Origin of the sequence: Nitratireductor soli, assembly GCF_001050155.1 — a bacterium.
GTDB classification, from domain to species: domain Bacteria; phylum Pseudomonadota; class Alphaproteobacteria; order Rhizobiales; family Rhizobiaceae; genus Nitratireductor; species Nitratireductor soli.
Genome location: NZ_LFVY01000019.1, coordinates 83,748 through 106,699, shown reverse-complemented (window position 1 = coordinate 106,699; position 22,952 = coordinate 83,748). Strand labels below are relative to the sequence as shown.

The window sequence follows — 22,952 nt, the reverse complement described above, 5'->3', positions numbered from 1 at the left end:
CCGCATGCGTCGGATGGCGCACGCGGCAGGGCAATCAGCTCTGCGGTTCGGTGCCGAACCACTTCTTGTAGATCGCGTTGTAGCGGCCGTCCGACTTGATCGCCTTGAGCGCCGCATTGACCTTGGCGACGAGTTCGCTGCCCTTCGGGAAGGCGATGCCATATTCATGCGCCATCATCTGCGTCCCCACCGCCTTGACCTTGCCGCCTCCCGCGGTGGCGACATAGTAAAGGACGTTCGGCGTATCGTGCATCGCGGCGTCGACGCGCCCGGTCTGCAGCTCGAGATAGGCGTTGTCGATGTTGGGGAACTGCCGGAGCTCGGTCTCCTTGAAATTTTCCTTGGCGTAGTCGGTGGCCGAGGTTCCGGTCTTCACGGCAAGTGTCTTGCCTGCGAGGTCGCTCGCACCCGCGACCGTGCTGTCGGACGGGACCATCAGCATGAACCCGCTGTTGTAGTAGCCGTCGGAAAAATCGATCACCTGCTTGCGCTCGTCCTTGATGGTGATACCGGCGAGCGCCACATCGACCTGCTTCGTCTGCAACGCCGGAATGATGCCGTTGAAGTCCATTGGCTGCAGCGTATAGGTGACGCCGATGTCCTTGGCGATCTCCGCCCAGAGGTCGATGTCAAAGCCGACATATTTGTCGCCCTCCTTGAACTCGAACGGAACGAAAGCCGTGTCCGTGGCGACGACCAGATCTTCGGCGTGTGCCGCATGGCTGAGAAGAAGCGTTGCCGCTAAAGCAGCGGAGGCAAGGTTTGCAAGCGCGATTTTCATGATGGGTTCCCCTTTTTGGCATTGCAGCCGCAAGCATACCATCGTCAGCGTCATCGCGCAAATATCAAGCGCATTTACAATTATATTGCACGATTTATTTGCTTATTCGGCAATGCGAGATCACGAATCGGAAGCCTTGTCGGCATGGCCGGAACGATTCGTAGCCAAGTGCCGAACTTCGGTGGGAGTCATGTCGTAGCGGAGCCGGAACTGCCGGTAGAATGTCGATGGCTCCAAGAAACCGACATCAAAGGCGATATCGGCAATGCGCCGCAATATCTGCCGCGGGTCCGTCAGGCAGTCATAGACGTAGGAAAGCCTCCTCTCGGTGACATAGTCGGAAAAACTCGTCCCCTGTTCCGAAAAGAGCTGGCGGACATAACGCGGGCTTATCGAGAATTTCCTGGCGACTTGCTCGGCCGAGAGGACAGGGTCGCGCAGGTTCCGGGCGACATGCCGCTTTATCGCGGCAAGACGGGCGGCGCGAATGCCCGGCGTCGGTGCATCGCGCTGTCCGGCCCCAAATGAAGCGGCCAGAATGTCGGCGATATGCCGGGAAGCCAGCGGGGCGAGAGACGACGGCGTCTCCATGTGCATGAGCGACCAGAGGTAATCGTGCAGAAGGCAATGCGCCGGCTGAAAGCGGCCGATGCTGTCCGGCTCGAAGTCATCGATATGCTTGACCAATGGCGCCAGGAGCGATCTCTTGAACTGAAGCACCAGCGCCCACCTGGAATCTTTGGTTCTGGCCGAAAACCTTCGATCGAGCGGCAGTATGACGGCGCCGCCCGGGCGGGTCTCATAATCGCCCCGGCCGGGCATTGTGAACTGATAGCCTCCCTTGTTCCACGAGATCATGATGTCATCATTGCCATCGGCCATCAGCTCGGAGGTCCGCTCCCACGTCACGGGAGAGGCCGATGCCGTGGTGCACATCATGTCGGGCAGCATCAACGTCCTGACATTGTACGTCAGCGCGTGTCCAGGATGGGGATCGATCCGCATCCGCATCTGAATGCGGCCGTGGAAGTCGCGCATGAAGGCGTTGCGATGATGCTCCGGAATGTCATCGCTCGAGAAGGATACGATCTGATTGCCGGCGTCGGGGAGCAAGGCTTATCCGCTTCCCAAGGGCTCGATGGCGCGTGCGAGAGACGTTCCGCTCCAACGCCAGGCAATGAAACTTATAGCTGTATTCATCCGTCCCCCTCAGAGCCGGCAATGATAAGCAAATTTCCAGTGCACTATATTATATGAGGCATTTTATTTTTGCGCAACCCGGTTTTCCGGGCTGCGCTTTTGATGAAACGTCATGAAATCAAGGGGAAAGGGCCGTGGATCGGGTCCTCGGAAACCCGGTCGCAACTGACTTTTGCGCGCGATTGCGCGCTGTCAAACGGTCCGCGCCGCTCGATTCTTCGCGTTCAAGTTCCGCTCCTGCAACAACCGGTTCCGTCTCGTCCATACGCCGGCGCGCGATCTCTGTTAGCGGTGAACCCGTATTGAGGCGTTCGCCCGGTCGAGAGGTTCGCTCATTGTCGGGCGCCATCAACAACCGGGGAATTTGCCTCGTCTGACGATGCAGGCGGGCCGCTACAGCGCCCGCAGCGCGCATATTTACTGAGGAACATCGATGGCGGAAGCACACTGGACGAAGACGTTGCCCGGGGCCGGAAACGCAGATGAGCGCCGTCCTGGCGGCCGGCTGCAATCGGCGGCGCAGCGCACACACAACCGTCGGTTTCGCGCGGCCCTGATGGTCACGACGGCCCTCGCGGCAACGTCGCTCGATATGTCCGCGAATGCGCAGACCATGTGGACCGGAGCGATTTCGTCCGACTGGACGGAGCCAGGCAACTGGAGTGCCGGCGTTCCAGGCCCGGCAGATATTGCCGTCATCGACACGCTGACACCCTCGACCGTGCTCGATGCGGCGGGCTTTGCCCATACCTTTTACGTCGGCGACGCCGGTTTCGGCTTCCTGAGCATCGAGAACGGCGGCTTGCTCACCACCACTTTTGGCACGATCGGCTCCGGTTCCGACGGCGCGGTTCATGTCTCGGGTACCAATGCCCAGTGGCAGAATTCCGCTGCTCTTTCTGTCGGCACCAATGGCAACGGGTCGCTAACCATCGCCGCCGCCGGCACGGTCAGCAGTGACAGCGGCGTCATCGGCGGCTTCGTCGAGTCTCACACAGGTTCCGGTACGGTCACCGTTTCGGGACCTGATACGCTTTGGCAAAACACGTTCGGCCTCTATGTCGGCGTCGGCTCCGGCACCGGCAAGCTGACCATCGAAGACGGCGGCATGGTCAGCAGCAATTCAGGCATTATCGGCAGGTATTCGGATTCCAATGGCGCCGTGACCGTCACTGGCCAGGGATCGGCCTGGACCAATTCCGGCTTTCTCGTGACCGGTTACGAGGGCGCTGGTTCGCTGACCATCGAAGCGGGTGGCACGGTCTCCAGTAACGACGGCCATATCGGCTTTGCTTCAGGCTCAAACGGCACTGTCAGCGTTATCGGAGCCAACGCCCTTTGGGACAATTCCGGCTTCCTCCATGTCGGCGAGAACGGCAATGGTACGCTGACCATCACCCATGGTGGCACGGTGTCCAATACCGAGGGCAACGTCGGTTTTGGTGACGGCACGGGCACGGTAACCGTCTCTGGAGCCGGCTCTTCGTGGCAGAATTCGGGCTTCTTCTTCGTCGGTCGCGACGGCATCGGCACCCTGGCCATCGACGATGGCGGTGCCGTGACCAATACCTTCGGCTATATCGGGGCGAATCTGGGTTCGAGCGGTGCGGTCACCGTTGTCGGCGCCGGCTCATCATGGCAGAATTCCGGCAATCTCTATGTAGCCAGCGGCGGTGCCGGCGTGTTGACCATCGAAGCCGGCGGCGTCGTTTCCAACGTCACCGGCTTTATCGGCTTTTCTGCAGGCTCCAATGGCGCCGCCACCGTATCCAATGCCGCATGGCACAATTCACACGATTTCTATATAGGCCGCGAAGGCACAGGATCGCTGTTGATCGATGATGGCGGCACGGTCACCAACGTCGATGGCTTGATCGGCTTTTACGAAGGGTCGAATGGCGCGGTTGCCGTGTCCGGAGCAGGCACGACGTGGCAGAATTCCGGCGACCTCTCTGTCGGCCGGGAAGGCACCGGTAAGCTCACGGTCGCGGATGGGGGTGTGGTTTCCGCACAGCAGATATCGATCGCCGATCAAGCGAGCAGCACCGGCACGCTGAACATCGGTGCGGCGGCGGGAGACGCTGCCGCTGCGGCGGGAACGCTGGCCACCGGCACGATCGCGTTTGGCGACGGCACCGGCGAGATGGTCTTCAACCACACCGCAACCGACTATTTGTTCAGCCCCGCTCTCAGCGGCATGGGCAGCCTGAGCCATCTTGCCGGCACCACGATCATGACCGGCAACAGCGCCACCTTCACCGGAACAACGGCCGTTCATGCCGGTACGCTGGTCGTCAACGGTGCGCTCGGTGGTACGCTCGGCGGAACCCTCGATGTCCTGGCCGGCGGCCGCCTGGAAGGGACCGGCTCGGTCGCGACCACGACGATCGCCTCGGGGGGCACGGTGGCGCCGGGCAATTCCATCGGAACGCTGAATGTGGTCGGCGACATCACCTTCGATGCGGGCAGCATCTACGAGGTCGAAGTGGACCCGGCCGGCAGCGACAGCGACCTTGTCCATGCGACGGGCACGGCCACGCTGAACGGCGGGTCGGTCGCGCATATCGGTCTCGCCGGCGCCTATCAGCCGTTCGCCACCTATACCATCCTGACCGCAGATGGCGGCGTGGCGGGAACCTTCGATGACGTCTCCTCGGATTTCGCCTTCCTCGATCCGACGCTGAGTTACGACCCGACCAATGTGTTCCTCAAGCTGGTGCGCAACGACATCGCCTTTTGCGGCGTCGGTCTGACGTTCAACCAATGCGCTACGGGCGAAGGCGCCGAAAGCCTCGGCTTCGGCAATCCCCTCCATGACGCATTGGTGGTGCTCGACACGGACACCGCCCGCGCCGCATTCGATGGGCTTTCAGGCGAGATTCACGGCTCCGCCAAGACGGCCATGCTGGAGGACAGCCGTTTCCTGCGGGAGGCTGCGACGGCAAGGATGCGCGCCGCCTTCTCCGGCGTTGCAGACCCGGCGCTGCCGGTCCTTGCCCTCGGCGAGGGTGGTCCTGCATCCGCCGCGGCCGACAGCCGCCTTGCCGCCTGGGGCCACGCCTTCGGCTCCTGGGGCGCATGGGACAGCGACGGCAATGCCGCTTCGCTCGACCGCTCCACCGGCGGCTTCATCGTCGGCGGCGATAGCATGGTTGGCGAGAATTGGCGGCTCGGTCTGCTTGCCGGCTACAGCCGCACCTCCTTCGATGTCGACGACCGCTCCTCCTCAGGCTCAAGCGACAATATCCATCTTGGTGTTTACGGCGGCTCGCAATGGGGCAGTATCGGCCTCAGAGCAGGCGCTGCCTATACGTGGCATAACGTCGAGACTTCCCGGCAGGTAGCCTTCCCGGGCTTCACCGACACGCTCTCGGCCGACTACGGTGCCGGGACAGCGCAGGCCTTCGGCGAGCTTGGCTACCGGATCGACACGGCGGCGGCTTCTTTCGAGCCCTTCGCCAATCTGGCCTATGTGAATGTCGATACCGACAGCTTCGCCGAGACCGGCGGCGCGGCCGCCTTGAGCGGCGCAGGTTCAAACACTGCCGCCACCTTCACCACACTCGGCTTGCGCGCTTCGGCCGGCTTCACGCTGGGCACGATGAACGCCACGGCCCGCGGCATGCTCGGCTGGCGCCACGCCTTTGGCGATGTCACGCCGCTTTCAACCCATGCCTTTGCGGGTGGCGAGGCTTTCACCATTGCCGGTGTGCCCGTTGCAAAAGATGCCGCTGTCATCGAGGCAGGGGCTGATCTTGCCATCACGCCGAATGCAATTCTGGGGCTCTCGTATAATGGCCAGATCGCGAGCGGCGCCCGTGATCATAGCCTCAAGGCGGATTTCACGATGAAGTTCTGAGACTAGAGAATTTTGTGTCAGGTGGAATCAGAAGATGCCCGAAAAAGTACGGAAAAACAATGAGGTAGACCGGTTCAAGTTCCCGTTCCGTATCCGCGAAATCCGAACCGACAAAGACCATGCGTTCTGTCCGCTCCTCACCTGCAAGGGCGACGTCGATCTCGAGGAAAAGCTCCAGGAATGGGCGTTTCTATAACCTGACGCGCGCCTGGAGCCTTCGACGGGAAAACGCCTCACGAGGCCCAGCGTGAACGGCGATGATCGAAACGGACCGCGTCCCGTCAGGTCGATAACGTTGCGGCGCAGGACGCAAGTCTGCACCGCAGCCCGGTCAATAGGTGATGCTGGTCAGAACCACGTAAAGGATCGTGGCGGCTACGCCGCTGGCCACCAGTATCAGGATCAGGAGCGGCGGTTCCGTTCTTATTCGATCAAGATATCTCATCGGATGCTGCCTTTCGGGTAGGGGCGCATACATCTCAGATCAGCTTGTTGTCCTCAGCCGTATGGCGGGCGCGGCGTCGGGTTCCGTCAGTGGCGGATTGCCGCTGCCTTTCTTTCGCGGCCTTGCGAATCTGCTCGAAACGGTTCTCTTCGAGGTCGTTGGGGATGGGCTGCGGGTCGGTTTTCTTGGTGAAGGTGATCATCAGTCGCACTCCTAGATCGGGTTGATCGGAAAGGCAGTCCGGACCATGCGTCCCGGTGTTGGCCACAACATTTTTCCCGGCAAGGGAGCCTCAGGCGACGAGAGCCGTGGCACAGGCTGCGGCGCTGCGGCTGTCGGCGGCGGTCTTGTCCGGGCATCGTCGCCCATCCGCCCTGCTCTACGAACTGCCGCTTGGCCGAGGCACTGGTTATCGCCTTCAATTCCACGAGGCGCGCGGCCGAGCCGGCAGCCGCGTTAAACCGCTCGACGCATATGTCGGTGGCCAGTTCGCTGCGTGCCATGCTTCCCGCCGTGGTCGCGAGATCTCGGGAAGTCCCGCCGGTGACCCAGCCGCCCCAGGTAAACCCGACCACCATGGTCATGACAGCCGCGCCGGCACACGCCCAGACGAGCGTCGATTTTGTCGGCTGGTAGTCATCCCAGCGTTGGGTGACCGAATTCTTGCTGTTGTTCTGCATAGCCATGGAAGTGCTCCGTCCTGATTGCTGTTGAAGATCGGCCCTCGGGCCGCGGTGGCCGAATGGCCCTGGCATTGCTCAGTATCCCATTCCGCCCATTCCGCCATTGCTGGCAGGCATGGCGGAGTCCTTCGCAGGAATGTCGGTAATCATCGCTTCCGCCGTGATCAGCAGCGCGGCGATGGAGCCGGCATCCTGCAAGGCGGTGCGCACCACCTTGGCGGGATCGACGATGCCTGCCTTGATCATGTCGACATAGGTTTCCGTCTGCGCGTCAAAACCCTCGTTTTGATCCTTGCTGTCCATCAGTTTTCCGACGACGATCGACCCTTCGACGCCGGCGTTCTCGACAATCTGCCGGACCGGCGCCTCGAGCGCTCTGAAAACGATGGAGATGCCGGCAGTCACATCGGCGTTCGGTCCAGTCAGCGAGGCCAGGACCGTTCTGGCGCGCAGCAGCGCGACACCGCCGCCCGGCACAATGCCTTCCTCCACCGCCGCGCGGGTAGCGTTGAGTGCATCGTCGATGCGGTCCTTCTTTTCCTTGACCTCGGTCTCGGTCGCGCCACCAACGCGAATGACCGCGACGCCTCCGGCAAGCTTCGCCAGCCGCTCCTGCAGCTTCTCCTTGTCATAGTCGGAGGTCGTTTCTTCGATCTGCGCCCTTATCTGGTGGATTCGCGCCGAGATGGCAGCCTTCTCGCCGAAGCCGTCGATCACCGTGGTCGCGTCCTTGTCGATCACCACGCGCTTTGTCCGCCCGAGCATGTCCAGGGTGACGTTCTCCAGCTTGATGCCAAGATCCTCGGAGATCACTTGGCCGGCCGTGAGAACAGCGATGTCCTCCAGCATCGCCTTGCGGCGATCGCCGAAGCCCGGAGCCTTGACGGCGGCGACCTTCAGGCCGCCGCGCAGCTTGTTGACAACCAGGGTGGCCAGAGCCTCGCCTTCGACATCCTCCGATATGATGAGCAGCGGCTTGCCGCTTTGCACCACGGCTTCGAGCAGCGGCAGCATCGCCTGCAGGTTTCCCAGCTTCTTCTCGTGGATGAGGATGTAAGGATCCTCGAGCTCGACGAGCATCTTCTCCGCATTGGTGACGAAGTAGGGAGAAAGATAGCCGCGGTCGAACTGCATGCCCTCGACGACGGAGAGTTCGTTCTCGGCGGTCTTGGCCTCCTCGACAGTGATAACGCCCTCGTTGCCGACCTTGTCCATTGCCTTGGCGATCATCTCGCCGACGGCGGTGTCGCCGTTGGCCGCGATGGTGCCGACCTGGGCGATCTCTGCGGAAGACTTGACCTTCTTGGCGCGCGCCTGGATCTCCTTGATGACGGCGGCCACCCCAAGGTCGATGCCACGTTTCAGATCCATCGGGTTCATCCCGGCGGCGACAAGTTTTGCGCCTTCGCGCAGGATGGAGGCGGCGAGTACCGTTGCCGTCGTGGTGCCGTCACCGGCAAGGTCGTTGGTCTTGGAGGCGACTTCGCGCACCATCTGTGCGCCCATGTTCTCGAACTTGTCGGCAAGCTCGATTTCCTTGGCGACGGTGACGCCGTCCTTGGTTATGCGCGGGCCGGCGAACGATCTGTCGATGATGACGTTGCGGCCCTTCGGCCCCAGCGTCACCTTGACGGCGTTGTTCAGCAGCTCCACACCGCGCAGCATGCGGTCACGCGCATCGGTCGAGAATCTAATCTCCTTGGCAGACATGATGTTTCGTCCAGTTCGGTCTCGAAATTGAAAATTTGGAAAATGCCGTCAGGCGGCCTTTTTGGCCGACGCTTCAGTCTTCTTGACGATGCCCATGATGTCGGCCTCCCTCATGATCAGGAGATCCTCACCATCGATTTTCACCTCGGTCCCGGACCATTTGCCGAACAGGATGAAATCGCCCGCTGCGACGTCGGGCTGGACCAGCTTGCCACTTTCATCGCGGGTCCCCGGGCCGACGGCGATCACTTCGCCTTCCTGCGGCTTTTCCTTCGCATTGTCGGGTATGATGATCCCGCCTTTGGATTTCATATCTCCTTCCGCGCGTCGGATGACGACACGGTCGTGGAGGGGACGGAATGTCATTGGGTTCTTTCTGCGGCCGGCGCATAGGGCGACCACCCAAACAATATAGTCCCTTTGGCAGTCGAATGATAGAAGTGCCAGGAATTATTTTCGACAGCCGAAGATGCCGATTCTGGTCATTATCACCGCTTCCTCGTATTTCTCACACGCATGGGAAATTTTTCTTCGAGGTAGACTTTATCGGCCGCAAGGAGTGCCAGACGTTCTGGCGCCGATCCGTAAACAAAACCGGGTGAACACCTTGTTTAAAGCCAGAATGTAGCCTATATATAAGACACGTTCATTTGGCCGATTTGGCTTCGCGGTGTCAGAGACTTCGACCCGCCATTAACCACCAAATTCTCGACAGCGAATGCATGGCGCCAAGCTGGCGCGCATGCCGCCTGTCCGAACCCTGGAATGAACCCCTGCTGACCACGGATGTACTGGCAGCCTGGGCTCGGTTCCGGTTCGGATGGGGACAATGCAGGAGGCGCTTCCGCGTGCTCCTGCGGAGACGCCAAGCCATGACAACACGCACCACGCAGACCGTCGTCCGGTTCACTTCATCCTTCCTGCTGCCTGGTTTCGACACTCCGCAGCCTGCCGGCGACTATCGCGTGGACCAGGACGAGGAACTGATCGAAGCCCTCTCCCGGCTCGCCTGGCGACGTGTCGGCACCTTCGTTCACCTGCCGGCGATCGGCATGAATGGTCAGACGCATCAGATGGTGCCTGTAACCCCTGCGGACCTCGATGCCGTACTCGAAAAGGACCAGGAACAATCATGACCACTGAAACAATCGCGCAGCGAAATGCGCGTGAGTTCCATCGCGAGGCTTCAACGCATTCTTTCGCTATCGGGCAGTCCGTCAGGCTCAAGAGTGGCTTCGGACGGATGCTGGCGGACATCTATCAGATCACCGGCACGCTGCCTCCTTCCGGGAACTCGCCGCAGTATCGCATCCGCAATGACGAGGAACGTCATGAACGGGTGACCACGCAAGACAATCTCGAGCCGGTCAGCATTTCGCAATCCGGTTCTTCACTCATCGAAAGGACGTTCGGCCATGGCCAAGGGACAGAAACGAAGCAATCGCGAGATCAGAAAGCCGAAGCAGGAAAAGGCACTGCCCAAGCCTGAAAGTACCTTTGGCAACCAGATCAAGCTCGCCTCGGACGCCAATGCCCAGCGCGGCAAAGGCAAGAGCTGACACAGTGACGCCCCTGCGGAACGAAGATGAATGGCGATGCAGGTCGTAATCGAATTCTACCGCACCCGTGCCACTGATGATGCACACGCCGTCATTGGTCGCGAGACCACGGAAGCTGCCGACCTCGACGAGGCAATGGAAATCGCGCGGCAGCTTTCACGGATCCTCGACATGCCGCAGCGACCTGACGCCATGACGATCACCGACGCGGGGGTCGGAGCGAGGCTCTATTGCGGCGTCATCGACGCCAAGGCGGCCAACCAAGGAAGGTCATGATCATGAACCCTTACGGCACGGAAACCGAGCAGATGAGGAATGTTCTGGCGATCGGCGTCTGGGAGAACGAGGGTGGCGCATCCGGTCGCGATTGCCTGGATGAACCGTATGGCCGCCGCATCGAAGCCGAGCGGTCCTGGATTGCCCACCGCGTCTTCAGCGGCGTTCCCGCGGATGGAGGTGGTCAATCCACAACCGGCCTCGGCCGGCTGGATGCAACGGGTGGCATGTTGTCCACCGGCAGCCGCGATGACGGCCATTACCAGGATCGGGGCAGTCTCACGCAAGGCGCCGGGATTGCGCGATACAGAATAGAGGACTGCCTGTCATGACACTTGAATTTCCCAACCGAAGCCGGAGCTTCGACGAAGTGCGCAACGCCGTTCGCTTCATCGGCCATGACGGCATGTTCGAGGTGCCGTTCTTCGTCGAGGCGGGCGCACTGGCAAGGCCGGGCAGGACGGAACTTGCCGAAGCGGATTTCCTCACGGCTTTCGACGCCGCGCGCGGCTCGATCCACGACGTCGCACGCGAAGCCTATTCTCATGGGCGGCGCACGTCCTACACCTTGACCGCCGCCGATTTCCGCTAGGCAGTTTCGGATGCCGGGCCGCTAGAGCAATTCCAGGAAAAGTGGGAACCGGTTTTCCGTCCGGAATTGCGGAAAAACAATGAGATAGAGCATTCCTGTGACTCGGAGAAAAATGGAAATGCTCTAGAACACCGTGCGTCCATTCGGACGCACAAAGGACGCCTAACTCTTTGAATCTACACATCGTGCTTTCCGAAAATCGATTCCGATTTTCGGGCCGATACAGTAGAGCAATTCTAGGAAAGTAGGAACCGGTTTCCGCCCGAAATTGCGTAAAAACAAAGAGATAGAGCATTTCCGGGGCTCGGGGAAAAATAGAAACGCTCTATGCGTATGCGAACGTGATGACTTGCCCGCAATCGTTCGCATGGAAAGGCACCTGTTGAACTCGATCCTTCGCCTCCTGGGGCTTCGCTCTTCGTCACCGCCATGGAACAACGAGGCGCCGGTGAGGGAGGAGCTTTTCAGCGTGGAGCGGCTCGAGCAGCACGCGCAAAGCCTTGCCGCCGCGCAGCCGGTAACCGACAGGCCGCCGACCGTCCTGTCCCTCCACACGAGGCTCAACGACAATGCTGCAGTTCTGCTCGCCGCCTATCGGGCGAGTGCCGCGGAATTGGAGAGCGGCAGGGGCGTGGTTCCCGCGGCGGAATGGCTGCTGGACAATTATCACGTGGTCGAGGAGCAGATTCGCGAGATCAGGGATGACCTGCCTCCCGGCTACTATCGCCAGTTGCCGAAACTGAGCGAAGGGCCATTTGCGGGCTATCCGAGGGTTCTCGGACTCGCATGGGCGTTCGTTGCGCATACCGACAGCCTCTTCGACCGGGAGAAGCTGCGGCGGTTTCTCGTGGCTTACCAGCAGGTGCAGCCGCTGACGATCGGCGAGTTGTGGGCAGTGGCGATCACGCTGCGCATCGTCCTTGTCGAGAACCTGCGGCGGCTGGCCGATCAGATGACCGCGGGCCGCGCGGCGCGCGCGGATGCGGCGGCGCTCGCAGGCCGGCTTCTTGGATCCGAGCGCGGCAAGTCTGCGCTTGAAACGGATATCGCCTCGCGCTCGGTGGAACCCCTGTCCGAATTGTTCGCCGCCCAATTGGCAAAGCAATTGAGGGACCAGGACCCGACAACGACGCCCGCGCTCGGATGGCTCGAGGAGCGTCTTGCGCTGCAAGGGGTGTCTGTCGACACCGTGGTGCAGCATGCTCAGCAGAGGCAGGGCGCGTCCAATGTCACCGTGCGCAACATCGTCACCAGCATGCGGCTGATTTCCGATATCGATTGGGCGGAACTGTTCGAAAGCGTGAGCCTTGTCGATGAGCGGTTGCGGGCGCAGAGCGCCTTTGCCGACATGGATTTCCCGACCCGTGATCTTTACAGGAACGCGATCGAGCAACTGGCCCGTGGTTCGTCGTTCTCCGAGCTCGAGATCGTCGACCACGCGCTCGATGCTGCGCGCCAGGCGGCGAGCGTGGCCGATGATCCAGACGGCGCGGAGCGTGCCCGCGATCCCGGCTACCACCTCATCGCCCAGGGCCGCACGGCACTTGAGCGGGCGATTCGGTTTCGGCCACCCCCGCGACTGCGGATAAGCCGCTTCAACACCCGCCTCGGCATTGGCGGCTATATCGGCGTGATCCTGATCGTCACGGCGATGATGCTGGCAATCGCGCTGTGGTCGCTTTCGCGTCCCGGCCTCGACCCCTTCTGGCTCGTGCTGTTTGCGTTGGTCGCTTTTTTCCCCGCGACCGAGGTGGCAACCGCTCTCGTCAACCGGGCGGTGACCTGGAGTTTCGGCGCGACCATCCTGCCTGGGCTCGCGCTCAAGCAAGGCGTCCCGCCATCGCTGCGCACGCTCGTCGCGGTGCCGACGCTTCTCACCAGCGAAGCCGACCTCCTGGAGCAGGTGGAACGTCTTGAGGTCCACCATCTTTCCGGCGTTGGCGGCGACCTCGTTTTCGCTCTCCTCACCGACGGGCTCGATGCCGATCAGGAAGTCATGGAGGGCGATGCCCGGCTGCTTGATTGTGCCGCCGAGGCGATCGCCCGATTGAACGAGCGTCATGAACCGGTCGCGGGCGAAAGCCGCTTCCTCCTCCTGCACCGGCGCCGCGTCTTCAATGCGGGCGAAGGCAAATGGATGGGGTGGGAACGCAAGCGCGGAAAACTGCACGAACTCAACCGGCTTCTGCGCGGGGCCGACGACACCACCTTCATGCCTGTAGGCGGGAAGCAGCCGCGGGCACCCGCCGATGTGCGCTACGTCATCACGCTGGACGCCGACACGCGGCTGCCGCGCGATGCTGCACACCGGCTGATCGGCAAGATGGCGCATCCGCTCAATCGTCCGCGCTTCAGCGATGCCGAGCAGCGTGTCGTCGATGGCTACGGCATTCTCCAGCCGCGCGTCACCCCCTCGCTTCCGGTCGGCCGCGAAGGATCCTTCTACCAGCGCGTTTTCTCCGCCCCCGGCGGCATCGATCCCTACGCTGCTGCCGCCTCGGACGTGTATCAGGATCTCTTCGGCGAAGGCACCTATACCGGCAAGGGCATCTACGATGTGGATGCCTTCGAGGTGTCCCTGTCCGGCCGCGTGCCGGAAAACACCATGCTCAGCCACGATCTCTTCGAGGGCGTGTTTGCCCGTGCCGGCCTTGCGTCCGATGTCGAGGTGATCGAGGAATTCCCGTCCCGATACGATGTCGCCGCCAAACGCCAGCATCGATGGACGCGCGGCGATTGGCAACTCCTTCCCTGGGTGACGGGTCTGCGAAGCGGACACCTTGCGCTTCCATCAATCGGCCGTGGAAAGATGCTGGACAATCTGCGGCGGTCGCTGCTGGCGCCGGTCACGCTCCTGGCGCTTGGCGTCGCATGGCTGATGCCGCCGCCAGCCGCGATAACGGGAACCTTGCTTCTTCTCGCTGCTGTCGCGATCCCTTCATTTCTACCGATTCTCTTCACCCTCGTGCCGCACCGCGCCGGCATTCGCCTGCGCAGTCACTTCGCAACGCTTGCCGCGGACCTACGGCTCGCCGCCGTTCAGAGCATCCTTTCCGTCGTATTCCTGCCCGACCAGGCGTGGCGAATGGGCGACGCCATTGTCAGAACGCTGGCGCGGCTCTTCGGATCCCGCCGCCATCTTCTGGAATGGACCACGGCTGCGCAATCGAAGGGAAGCCCGCGCCTGAACTTCGCCGGCTTCTATCGACGCATGGCGCACGGGACGCTGCTCGGGCTCTTCGTGGCTGTCAGCGCCGTTGCCCTGTCGCCGTCGTCCTGGCCGCTCGTCCTGCCCTTCGCGTTGTTGTGGCTGGCCGCGCCGGCGCTCGCCTTGTGGGCGAGCCGGTCCCCGAAGGTCGGGCCAAGGCTTGCGCTGTCCGATCCGGATGCGACCGAATTGCGCCTCATCGCACGTCGCACCTGGCGCTACTTCGAGACCTTCGTGACAACCGAGGACAACATGCTGCCCCCGGACAATTTTCAGGAGGATCCGAAGCCGGTTATCGCGCACAGGACGTCGCCCACCAATATCGGACTCTATCTCATCTCTGCCGTCGCCGCCCGCGACTTCGGATGGACCGGTACGGTCGAGACCGTGGAACGGCTGGAAACCACGTTGGAAACCATGCGCAAGCTCGAACGGCACAACGGCCATTTCTTCAACTGGTATGCGACGCGGGACCTGCGTGTCCTCGAACCTGCCTACATCTCGTCGGTCGACAGCGGAAACCTTGCCGGACACCTGATCGTGCTGGCCAACGCATGCGAGGCGTGGGTGAACCATGGCATTGCGCCAAATGCACGTCTCGGCATGAAGGACAGTATTCAACTTGCACGTCAAGCGCTCGATGCCCTGTCGGGGAACCATCGCGGAGCCCAGCTCTCCGTGATGCTGGATGACATTGAAGCCCTGTTGGACGGTCCGCAGACGCTCGACGCGTTGTCCCCCGTGCTGACGCGCCTGGCTGACAAAGCTAGCGCCACGGCCCGCGATATGGTGCCAACGGATATCGACGGCAGCGCCCCGGATCTTGTCTTCTGGATCGAGGCCATCAAGAAGACGGTGACCGAGCACGCGCGGGACCGGTTGATGGACCCCGCTCTCAATGTCCGGCTGCAAGCGCTTGCAGCGGACGCGCGCGATATGGCGCTGGCGATGGATTTCGCCTTCCTTCTCGATCCCGAGCGCAAACTGTTGTCAATCGGCTACTCTCTCGTCGACGATAGCCTCGATCCGAGCTGTTACGATCTGCTCGCATCGGAAGCCCGGCTTGCAAGCCTTTTCGCCATTGCCAAGGGCGATGTCGAGACAAGGCACTGGTTTCGCCTGGGTCGGTCCGCGACGCCTCTCGCCAGCGCATCGGCGCTGATCTCCTGGTCCGGCTCGATGTTCGAGTATCTGATGCCCTCGCTCGTCATGCGCGCTCCCGCCGGAAGCCTGCTTGAACAGACCAACCGGCTGGTGGTGGAGCGCCAGCAGGCCTATGCGCGGTCGCTCGGCCTTCCCTGGGGGATCTCCGAGTCCGCCTACAATGCCCGCGATATGGAGCTGACCTACCAGTATTCAAACTTCGGCGTTCCGGGTCTCGGTCTGAAGCGCGGTCTTGCGGAGAATGCGGTGATCGCTCCCTATGCGACGGGGCTTGCGACGATGGTGGACCCACAAGGCGCGCGCGAGAACTACACCCGCCTTGCGCAAATGGGCGCCAGCGGCCGCTATGGCTTCTTCGAAGCGCTGGATTTCACACGATCGCGGCTTCCAGAGAAGAAGAATGTCGCCGTCGTCCGCACCTCCATGGCACACCACCAGGGCATGACCATCGTCGCCATCGCCAACACGCTCCACGATGGCGAGATGCGGGCCCGCTTCCATCGCGAGCCGATCATCCAGGCCTGCGAGCTTCTGCTGCAGGAGCGGATGCCCCGCAATGTCGCGATCGGTCACCCGAAGGCAGAGGAGGTGAAGGTCTCCCCGGCCACCGCGGATATGGAGATCCCGACCTCGCGCCGTGTTACCGCCACCACGGCCGGGGCGCCGGTGACCCAGTTGCTGTCGAATGGCCGCTATGCGGTGATGCTGACAGCCGCCGGCGCAGGTTACAGCCGCTGGCGCGATATCGCCGTCACGCGCTGGCGCGAGGACGCCACCCGCGACGATTGGGGCTCCTTCATCTTTCTGCGCGATGTCCAGAACGGCGGGGTCTGGTCTGCCGGCGCCCAGCCGCTCGGCGTCGAGGGGGAGCATCGCGAAGTCATCTTCGATGAGGATCGCGCCCAGTTCATCCGCCGCGACGGCACCCTGACGACCACGATGGACGTTCTGGTCTCCGGCGAAGACGATTGTGAGGTTCGCCGCCTGTCCTTGAGCAATGGAGGCCGGCGGCCGCGCGAGATCGAGGTCACGTCCTACGCCGAAATCGTCCTGGCCCCGCCGGCTGCCGACATGGCGCATCCGGCGTTCTCCAAGATGTTCGTGCAGACCGAGCATGTCGCGGAGTTCGGCGCGCTTGTCGCAACGCGGCGCTTGCGCGCGCATGCCGAGCCGCAGGTATGGGCTGCCCATCTGGCCGTCGTCGAGGGCGAGATTGCATCCGATCCGCAATATGAGACCGATCGGGCCCGGTTCGTCGGGCGCGGCCATTCGATACGCACCGCAGCGGCTGTGGCGGAGGAAGGGCCGCTTTCCAACACGGTGGGCACGGTTCTCGATCCCATCTTCTCGCTACGGCAGCGCGTGAAGATCGCGCCTGGTAAGGTGGCGCGGATCGCATACTGGACCATCGTGGCGTCGTCGCGCGCCGAACTCATGAGCCTCATCGACAAACATCATGATCGCAGCGCGTTCGAGCGTGCCAGGACATTGGCGTGGACCCAAGGGCAGGTCCAGCTTCGCCATCTTGATGTCGATGCCGGAGAGGCGGCAGATTTTCAGCGCCTGGCGGCGCCGATCCTCTACGCCGACCCGCGCTACAGGGCGCCATCCGAGGAGATTGTCCGCGGCGCCGGATCGCAATCCGGCCTGTGGCATCTCGCCATTTCCGGTGACCTGCCGATCATCTTGCTGAGCATAGACGACCCCCAGGACATGGCCCAGGTCCGTCAATTGCTGCGCGCCCATGAATACTGGCGGATGAAAAGCCTCGCCGTCGACCTGGTGATCGTCAACGAGCGCGCCTCCTCCTACACGCAGGACCTGCAGATCGCCATCGAGACCGCCGTGCGCAGCGGCCAGTCGCGGCCGCGCTTCGGTGCGGAGCTCGCGCAGGGCTCCGTCTACGCACTTCGGGCGGATCTGATGAGCGCGGAGGCGCGCCACCGTCTCCGTTCGATTGCTCGTGTCACATGCTCGGCACGACGTGGATCGATAGCCGAGCAACTCGACCGCTTGCCCCGTACGTCTATCGACCACTCCGCAATCCCCATGCTGCAGAGCTCTGTTCGGCCGAAATCCAAGCCGTCTGCTCCGTCTGCGCCATCGCTCGAGTTCTTCAACGGGCTCGGAGGCTTCGACAAGGACGGACGGGAGTATGTGACGATCCTCGGTGGCGGCGCGGCCACGCCCGCGCCGTGGATCAATGTCATCGCCAATCCCGGTTTCGGCTTCCAGGTCTCGGCGGAGGGAAGCAGCTACACCTGGGCTGAAAACAGCCGCGAGAACCAGCTCACGCCATGGTCGAACGATCCCGTGGTCGATCCGAGCGGGGAAGCGTTCTACATCCGCGACGAGGAGACGCTCGATCTATGGAGCCCGACCGCGCAGCCGATCCGCGACAGCGGCATCTACACTTCGCGCCACGGTTTCGGCTACAGCCGTTTCGAGCACGAGGCGAACGGCATCGCACTTGATCTCCTGCAATACGTGCCTCTGTCCGACCCTATCAAGATATCGCGTCTGACCCTTCGAAATCTTTCCGATCGTCCACGCCGCCTGTCTGTCACGAGCTATGCGGAGCTCGTGCTCGGCACCTCGCGCAGCGCCACGGCACCATTCCTGGTGACGCAGATGGATGGGGCTACGGGCGCGATGCTGGCGCGCAATCCGTGGAGCATCAATTCTTCCGACCGCGTCGCTTTTGCCGATCTCGGCGGGCGGCAGACCGCGTGGACGGCAGACCGATCCGAGTTCCTTGGCCGCTACGGCAACCCCTCGGCGCCTCGCGCGCTCACCGGCCATGTGTCGCTGTCGGGGACCACCGGCGCCGGCCTCGACCCTTGCGCGGCCCTGCAGCAGACCATCGAGATCGGCGTCGGCGAGACGGTCGAAATCATCTCGTTTCTCGGGCAGTGCGGCTCGCAGGAGGAGGTTCAGGCGCTGCTTGCGCGTTATCGCGCGGCCGATCTCGATGCCGTTCTCCGGGAGGTGACGGATCACTGGACCGGCGTTCTGCAGGCGGTCCAGGTCAAGACGCCGGACCGCGCAATGGACATCATGCTCAATGGCTGGCTCCTGTATCAGACGCTCGCCTGCCGCATCTGGGCGCGCTCGGCCTTCTACCAGGCCAGCGGCGCCTATGGTTTCCGCGACCAGCTTCAGGACGGAATGGCCCTGACGCTGGCAAGACCCGAAGAGACGCGGCGCCATCTTTTGCGCGCGGCCGGCCGCCAGTTCGTCGAAGGCGATGTCCAGCATTGGTGGCTGCCCCAATCCGGACAGGGGGTCCGCACGCGGATCTCGGACGACCGCGTCTGGCTCGCATTCGCCGCGGCGACTTATGTGGAAACCACCGGCGACGCCGCGATCCTCGACGAGACCGTCCCGTTTCTCGATGGCCCGCCGCTTGCCCCCGGCGAGCACGATGCGTTCTTCCATCCTGCGGAGGCGACTGAGTCCGCCTCTCTGTTCGAGCACTGCGCCCGAGGCCTCGACCAGTGCCTGGAGCTCACGGGCGAGCTCGGCTTGCCGCTCATGGGTACAGGCGACTGGAACGATGGCATGAACCGCGTCGGCGAAGGTGGCAGGGGCGAAAGTGTCTGGCTCGCCTGGCTGCTGCTGCGCACCATCGATCTGTTCGTGCCTCTGGCGGAAGGCCGCGACGCAAGGCGCACGGAACGTTGGCGCACGCATGCAGCCTCGGTGCGCGAGGCGCTCGAGAAGCATGCGTGGGACGGCGAATGGTATCGCCGCGCGACCTTCGACGACGGCACCTGGCTCGGCTCGAAGGACAGCGAGGAATGCCGGATCGATTCCATCGCCCAGTCCTGGGCCGTCCTGTCGGGCGCAGCCGACCCGGAACGGGCGGCAGAGGCGATGGCCTCGCTGGAAACGCACCTCATCCGCCGTGAAGACGGCATGGCGCTGTTGTTCACGCCTCCCTTCGACAAGACGCCGCACGACCCAGGGTATATCAAGGGGTATCCGCCGGGCCTGCGCGAGAACGGAGGGCAGTACAGCCATGCCGCGATGTGGGCGATCCTGGCCTTTGCGAAATCGGGCGCGGGCGACAAGGCGCATGATCTGTTCGCGATGCTCAACCCGATCAACCATGCGCTTACGCCCGCAGAGACCGAACGCTACAAGGTCGAACCCTATGTCGTCGCAGCGGATGTCTATTCCGTTGCGCCGCATGTCGGCCGAGGCGGATGGACCTGGTACACCGGCTCCGCCGCCTGGATGTATCGTTCGGGCATCGAGGGGATTCTGGGCATCCGGCGCGAGGGGGAATTTCTCATCGTCGACCCGTGTATCCCGTCGTCCTGGCCAGGTTTCGAAGCCACCGTGCGCGTGGGTTCAACCTGCTACGACATCCGCGTGGACAATTCGATGCAACGCGGTTCGGGTGCTTGGTCCGCCACCATGGACGGCGAACCTCTGCGGTGTGCCGGAGCGTGCCTGCGCGTGCCGCTCGACGGCCGCAACCACAGCCTGGCTCTCGGTATCGAGTGAGGACCGAGGCAGGTCTCCGTTGCCTTCCTCCCGATGCCGTCTTGCCGGACGGACACCTGCCGGCCCTGTCGAGATCACGCCCTGACTTCGGTCGAGAGTGGTTGTAGGCCTACTTGCGGCTGCACCCGAACCCGCACGGGATCGGTTGCGTCTTTCGATATTGCACGCGCCGAACGCCATCGCCAATCCTGTACCGCGCAAGGGTGTGTTGACACCTATCTGAACGATATCTACTATTTCTGGTGCAAGGCGGTTTGCGGCGTCCCGGCAAGAAAAGCTGGCACGCAGTGAGCTCTCCGAACCAGCAGCGGTGCAGTCATGTGACTGCGGCGCGTTTCAGAATGATTTCTGGATTTTGCTGGGAGGAGCATCCATGAGGAACCGCAGTTTCACGTCTTTCATCGTCCGTTCAGTCGTCACCGCCGGTATCGGCCTTGGCGCGGTGTCGCTGGCGCAGGCCGAATCCGTTTTGCGCTTCGTGCCGCATGGCGACCTCGTCGTCGTCGACCCGATCCTCAACATCGATTACATGGCCCGCAACCACGGCTACATGATCTACGACACGCTGTTCGCTTTCGACAGCAAGAATGAGATCAAGCCTCAGATGATCGACACCTGGACGGTGTCCGAAGATGGCATGAGCTATTCGTTCAAGCTCCGGCCGGAGCTCAAATGGCATGACGGCCAGCCGGTGCGCGCTGCTGATTGCGTGGCCTCGCTCGAGCGCTGGGGCAAGCGCGATTCCATGGGCATAGCAATGTTCGCGGCGATGGAGAGCATCAAGGCCACCGGCGAGGATACCTTCGAGATCAAGCTTGCCAAGCCGTTCGGCCACGTGCTCGCGGCACTCGCCAAGACCGGTTCGAACGTGCCCTTCATGATGCCGGAGCGCATCGCCAAGACCGATCCCTTCGCCTCGATCGAGGATTCGACGGGCTCCGGCCCGTTCTATCTGGCCAAGGACGAATGGATGCCCGGCAGCAAGATCGTCTACAAGAAATTCGCCGACTACGTCCCGCGCCAGGAACCCGCCGATTTCATGGCTGGCGGCAAGGTCGCCAAGGTCGACCGCGTCGAATGGACGGTCATGCCCGACGGGGCCACGGCGGTCTCCGCGCTCGCCAACGGCGAAGTTGACTGGGTCGAGGTGCCGCCGGCCGACCTCCTGCCGATGCTCGAGGGCAACGAGGATGTCGTTATCCGCTCGACCGATCCGTTCGGCATCCAGACGATGCTGCGCTTCAACCACATGCAGCCGCCCTTCAACAACGCCGCGATCCGCAAGGCGGTGATGGCGACGGTGGCGCAGCAGGACTTCATGCAGGTCACTTCCGGCGAAGAGAATACCGAGACCTGCGTCTCGTTCTTCGTCTGCGGCACGCGGTTCGCGACCGAAGCCGGCGCTGGCGACTGGCTGAAAGCCAAGGATGTCGAGAAGGCCAAGGCGCTTCTTGCCGAGGGCGGCTACAATGGCGAGAAGGTCATCGTGCTCGATCCCACCGACGACACGGTGCCGCACAACCAGACCATCGTCGCCGTCGCCAATCTCCGCGAGATCGGCATCAACGTCGAGGTCCGCGCCACCGACGCCGGCTCGCTCTTCGCGCTTGCCGGCAACAAGGAGCCGGAAAGCTGGAACCTGTTCCTCACCTGGGCGGACGCTACCAACTATTCGGTGCCGACGCTGAACAACGCGCTCAGGGCCGGCGGCGAGAAGAACGCCTCCGTGGGCTGGCCGACCAACGAGAAGATCCAGGACCTGCGCAACCAGTTCCTGGCCGCCTTCGATCCTGAAGAGCAGAAGAAGATCGCCGCCGCGATCCAGGAAGAGGCCTATAGCGACGCGATCTACGTCCTGACCGGCCAGTACAAGCAGTCGACCGCCTACAACCGGCAGGTCGAAGGCATGATCGATTCTCCCATTCCGGTGTTCTGGAACATCTCCGTCGCCGAATGACCGAGTGACTGGGCGGCCCTTGCGGCCGCCCATCTCCCCCAAATCTCGAGGAGGCGATCATGCTGGCCTACACTCTCAAACGTCTCGCCGCCGCGGTGCCCGTGATGCTGATCGTGGCGATCATCACCTTCATGCTGATGCATATCGGCTCCGTCGATCCCGCCTCGCGTATCGCCGGCGAACTTGCGACCCCCGAGGAGGTCGAGAAGATCCGCATCGCGATGGGTCTCGACCGGCCACTCCTGCACCAGTTCGTGAGCTGGTTCGGGCAAGTCTTGAGCGGTGATTTCGGCACCTCGATCCTCAACAGGATGCCGGTGCTCGACCTCGTTGGCCAGCGCATCGAACCGACGCTCTCGATCGCGCTCTTCACCATCGTCTTCGCCGTCGCGCTCGCCGTGCCGATGGGTGTGCTCGCCGCCTGGAACGCCGGCACCTGGGTCGACCATCTCATCATGGCGCTCGCCGTCATCGCCTTTTCGATGCCGGTCTTCCTCGTCGGCTACCTGTTGATCTACCAGTTCTCCATCGAGCTCAGGCTCCTGCCGGTGCAGGGCTACAAACCGCTCGCAGGCGGTGTCGGGCCCTATCTGCGCCATCTCGTGCTTCCGGTCGTCTCGCTCGGCCTGGTCTTCCTGGCGCTCATCGCGCGGATGACGCGGGCGACGATGCTCGAGGTCCTGAACCAGGATTACATCCGCACCGCCCGCGCCAAGGGCCTCGGCAACACGCGCATTCTCGTCCTCCATGCCCTGAAGAATGCCGCCAATCCGATCGTCACCACCATCGGCTTCGGCATCGCGGCGCTGATCGGCGGTGTTGTCGTTACCGAGACGGTGTTTGCCATCCCCGGCATCGGGCGGCTCACCATCGATGCCGTCATCCGGCGTGATTTCCCGGTGATCCAGGGCGTGATCCTCCTGTTCTCCGCCGCCTATGTGCTCATCAATCTGGCGATCGACTTGTCCTACGCCCTGTTCGATCCCCGCATCCGCTACTGAGGCGA

General features: G+C 62.6%; 14 protein-coding genes and 1 pseudogene. 9 read left to right on the top strand and 6 right to left on the bottom strand.

What is annotated here, in order from left to right; genetic code table 11:
• Nucleotides 1-34: 34 nt before the first annotated feature.
• Together glnH and AB843_RS21225 are read right to left on the bottom strand one after the other, a co-directional pair.
• Nucleotides 35-781 (bottom strand): glutamine ABC transporter substrate-binding protein GlnH, encoded by a 747-nt coding sequence (glnH, locus tag AB843_RS21230; RefSeq protein WP_048648919.1) that lies wholly within the window; start codon nt 779-781, stop codon nt 35-37.
• 120 nt (nt 782-901) lie between these two features.
• The gene (locus AB843_RS21225; RefSeq protein WP_048648895.1) at nt 902-1,894 is read right to left on the bottom strand and encodes a helix-turn-helix transcriptional regulator; all 993 of its coding nucleotides are present in this window, start codon (nt 1,892-1,894) and stop codon (nt 902-904) included.
• A 520-nt stretch (nt 1,895-2,414) separates the two neighbouring features.
• On the opposite strand from AB843_RS21225, the gene AB843_RS21220 reads away from it, so the two are divergent.
• Nucleotides 2,415-5,840, top strand: a complete 3,426-nt coding sequence (locus AB843_RS21220) for an autotransporter domain-containing protein (protein ID WP_244468054.1) — start codon at nt 2,415-2,417, stop codon at nt 5,838-5,840.
• Between the two features lie 479 nt (nt 5,841-6,319).
• On the opposite strand, the gene AB843_RS25935 is transcribed toward AB843_RS21220, so the two are convergent.
• The 4 genes and pseudogenes from AB843_RS25935 to AB843_RS21205 all read right to left on the bottom strand — a co-directional run bounded on the left by AB843_RS25935 (nt 6,320) and on the right by AB843_RS21205 (nt 9,044).
• A complete protein-coding gene (locus AB843_RS25935; RefSeq protein ID WP_087587162.1) occupies nt 6,320-6,487 on the bottom strand; it encodes a hypothetical protein in 168 nt (55 codons plus the stop codon).
• A gap of 90 nt (nt 6,488-6,577) precedes the next feature.
• Nucleotides 6,578-6,971: pseudogene (locus AB843_RS26220) on the bottom strand (hypothetical protein).
• 72 nt (nt 6,972-7,043) lie between these two features.
• Entirely contained in the window at nt 7,044-8,678 is a 1,635-nt protein-coding gene (groL, locus tag AB843_RS21210; protein WP_048648893.1) for a chaperonin GroEL, read from the bottom strand.
• Nucleotides 8,679-8,726: 48 nt separating this feature from the next.
• The gene (locus AB843_RS21205; RefSeq protein ID WP_048648892.1) at nt 8,727-9,044 is read right to left on the bottom strand and encodes a co-chaperone GroES; all 318 of its coding nucleotides are present in this window, start codon (nt 9,042-9,044) and stop codon (nt 8,727-8,729) included.
• A 506-nt stretch (nt 9,045-9,550) separates the two neighbouring features.
• Here AB843_RS21205 and AB843_RS21200 point away from each other — a divergent pair.
• The 8 genes from AB843_RS21200 (at nt 9,551) to AB843_RS21170 (ending at nt 22,947) form a co-directional block, all read left to right on the top strand.
• Nucleotides 9,551-9,814 (top strand): hypothetical protein, encoded by a 264-nt coding sequence (locus tag AB843_RS21200; RefSeq protein WP_048648891.1) that lies wholly within the window; start codon nt 9,551-9,553, stop codon nt 9,812-9,814.
• Nucleotides 9,811-10,167: a hypothetical protein gene (locus AB843_RS25150; RefSeq protein ID WP_082143936.1), complete on the top strand. Its 357-nt coding sequence runs from the start codon at nt 9,811-9,813 to the stop codon at nt 10,165-10,167. The genes AB843_RS21200 and AB843_RS25150 overlap by 4 nt, the downstream gene beginning before the upstream one ends.
• Before the next feature lie 100 nt (nt 10,168-10,267).
• Nucleotides 10,268-10,513, top strand: a complete 246-nt coding sequence (locus AB843_RS21195) for a hypothetical protein (RefSeq protein ID WP_425286832.1) — start codon at nt 10,268-10,270, stop codon at nt 10,511-10,513.
• 2 nt (nt 10,514-10,515) lie between these two features.
• Complete coding sequence (locus tag AB843_RS21190; RefSeq protein WP_206412938.1) at nt 10,516-10,845, top strand: hypothetical protein; 330 nt, start codon at nt 10,516-10,518, stop codon at nt 10,843-10,845.
• Nucleotides 10,842-11,105, top strand: coding sequence for a DUF1488 family protein (locus AB843_RS21185; protein ID WP_048648890.1), 264 nt, complete (start codon nt 10,842-10,844; stop codon nt 11,103-11,105). The genes AB843_RS21190 and AB843_RS21185 overlap by 4 nt, the downstream gene beginning before the upstream one ends.
• A 367-nt stretch (nt 11,106-11,472) precedes the next feature.
• A complete protein-coding gene (locus AB843_RS21180; protein ID WP_206412937.1) occupies nt 11,473-19,989 on the top strand; it encodes a GH36-type glycosyl hydrolase domain-containing protein in 8,517 nt (2,838 codons plus the stop codon).
• Nucleotides 19,990-20,362: 373 nt separating this feature from the next.
• Nucleotides 20,363-21,946: an ABC transporter substrate-binding protein gene (locus AB843_RS21175; RefSeq protein ID WP_048648889.1), complete on the top strand. Its 1,584-nt coding sequence runs from the start codon at nt 20,363-20,365 to the stop codon at nt 21,944-21,946.
• Between the two features lie 59 nt (nt 21,947-22,005).
• Nucleotides 22,006-22,947, top strand: coding sequence for an ABC transporter permease (locus tag AB843_RS21170; protein ID WP_048648888.1), 942 nt, complete (start codon nt 22,006-22,008; stop codon nt 22,945-22,947).
• Nucleotides 22,948-22,952: the final 5 nt, after the last annotated feature.

What these genes read in the sequence shown, in the direction of transcription:
- AB843_RS21200 (WP_048648891.1), top strand. Translation starts at nt 9,551, where the DNA reads ATGACAACACGCACCACGCAGACCGTCGTCCGGTTCACTTCATCCTTC.
- AB843_RS21170 (WP_048648888.1), top strand. Translation starts at nt 22,006, where the DNA reads ATGCTGGCCTACACTCTCAAACGTCTCGCCGCCGCGGTGCCCGTGATG.
- AB843_RS21195 (WP_425286832.1), top strand. Translation starts at nt 10,268, where the DNA reads ATGGCGATGCAGGTCGTAATCGAATTCTACCGCACCCGTGCCACTGAT.
- AB843_RS21180 (WP_206412937.1), top strand. Translation starts at nt 11,473, where the DNA reads ATGGAAAGGCACCTGTTGAACTCGATCCTTCGCCTCCTGGGGCTTCGC.
- groL (WP_048648893.1), bottom strand. Translation starts at nt 8,678, where the DNA reads ATGTCTGCCAAGGAGATTAGATTCTCGACCGATGCGCGTGACCGCATG.
- AB843_RS25150 (WP_082143936.1), top strand. Translation starts at nt 9,811, where the DNA reads ATGACCACTGAAACAATCGCGCAGCGAAATGCGCGTGAGTTCCATCGC.
- AB843_RS25935 (WP_087587162.1), bottom strand. Translation starts at nt 6,487, where the DNA reads ATGATCACCTTCACCAAGAAAACCGACCCGCAGCCCATCCCCAACGAC.
- glnH (WP_048648919.1), bottom strand. Translation starts at nt 781, where the DNA reads ATGAAAATCGCGCTTGCAAACCTTGCCTCCGCTGCTTTAGCGGCAACG.
- AB843_RS21205 (WP_048648892.1), bottom strand. Translation starts at nt 9,044, where the DNA reads ATGACATTCCGTCCCCTCCACGACCGTGTCGTCATCCGACGCGCGGAA.
- AB843_RS21220 (WP_244468054.1), top strand. Translation starts at nt 2,415, where the DNA reads ATGGCGGAAGCACACTGGACGAAGACGTTGCCCGGGGCCGGAAACGCA.
- AB843_RS21185 (WP_048648890.1), top strand. Translation starts at nt 10,842, where the DNA reads ATGACACTTGAATTTCCCAACCGAAGCCGGAGCTTCGACGAAGTGCGC.
- AB843_RS21175 (WP_048648889.1), top strand. Translation starts at nt 20,363, where the DNA reads ATGAGGAACCGCAGTTTCACGTCTTTCATCGTCCGTTCAGTCGTCACC.
- AB843_RS21190 (WP_206412938.1), top strand. Translation starts at nt 10,516, where the DNA reads ATGAACCCTTACGGCACGGAAACCGAGCAGATGAGGAATGTTCTGGCG.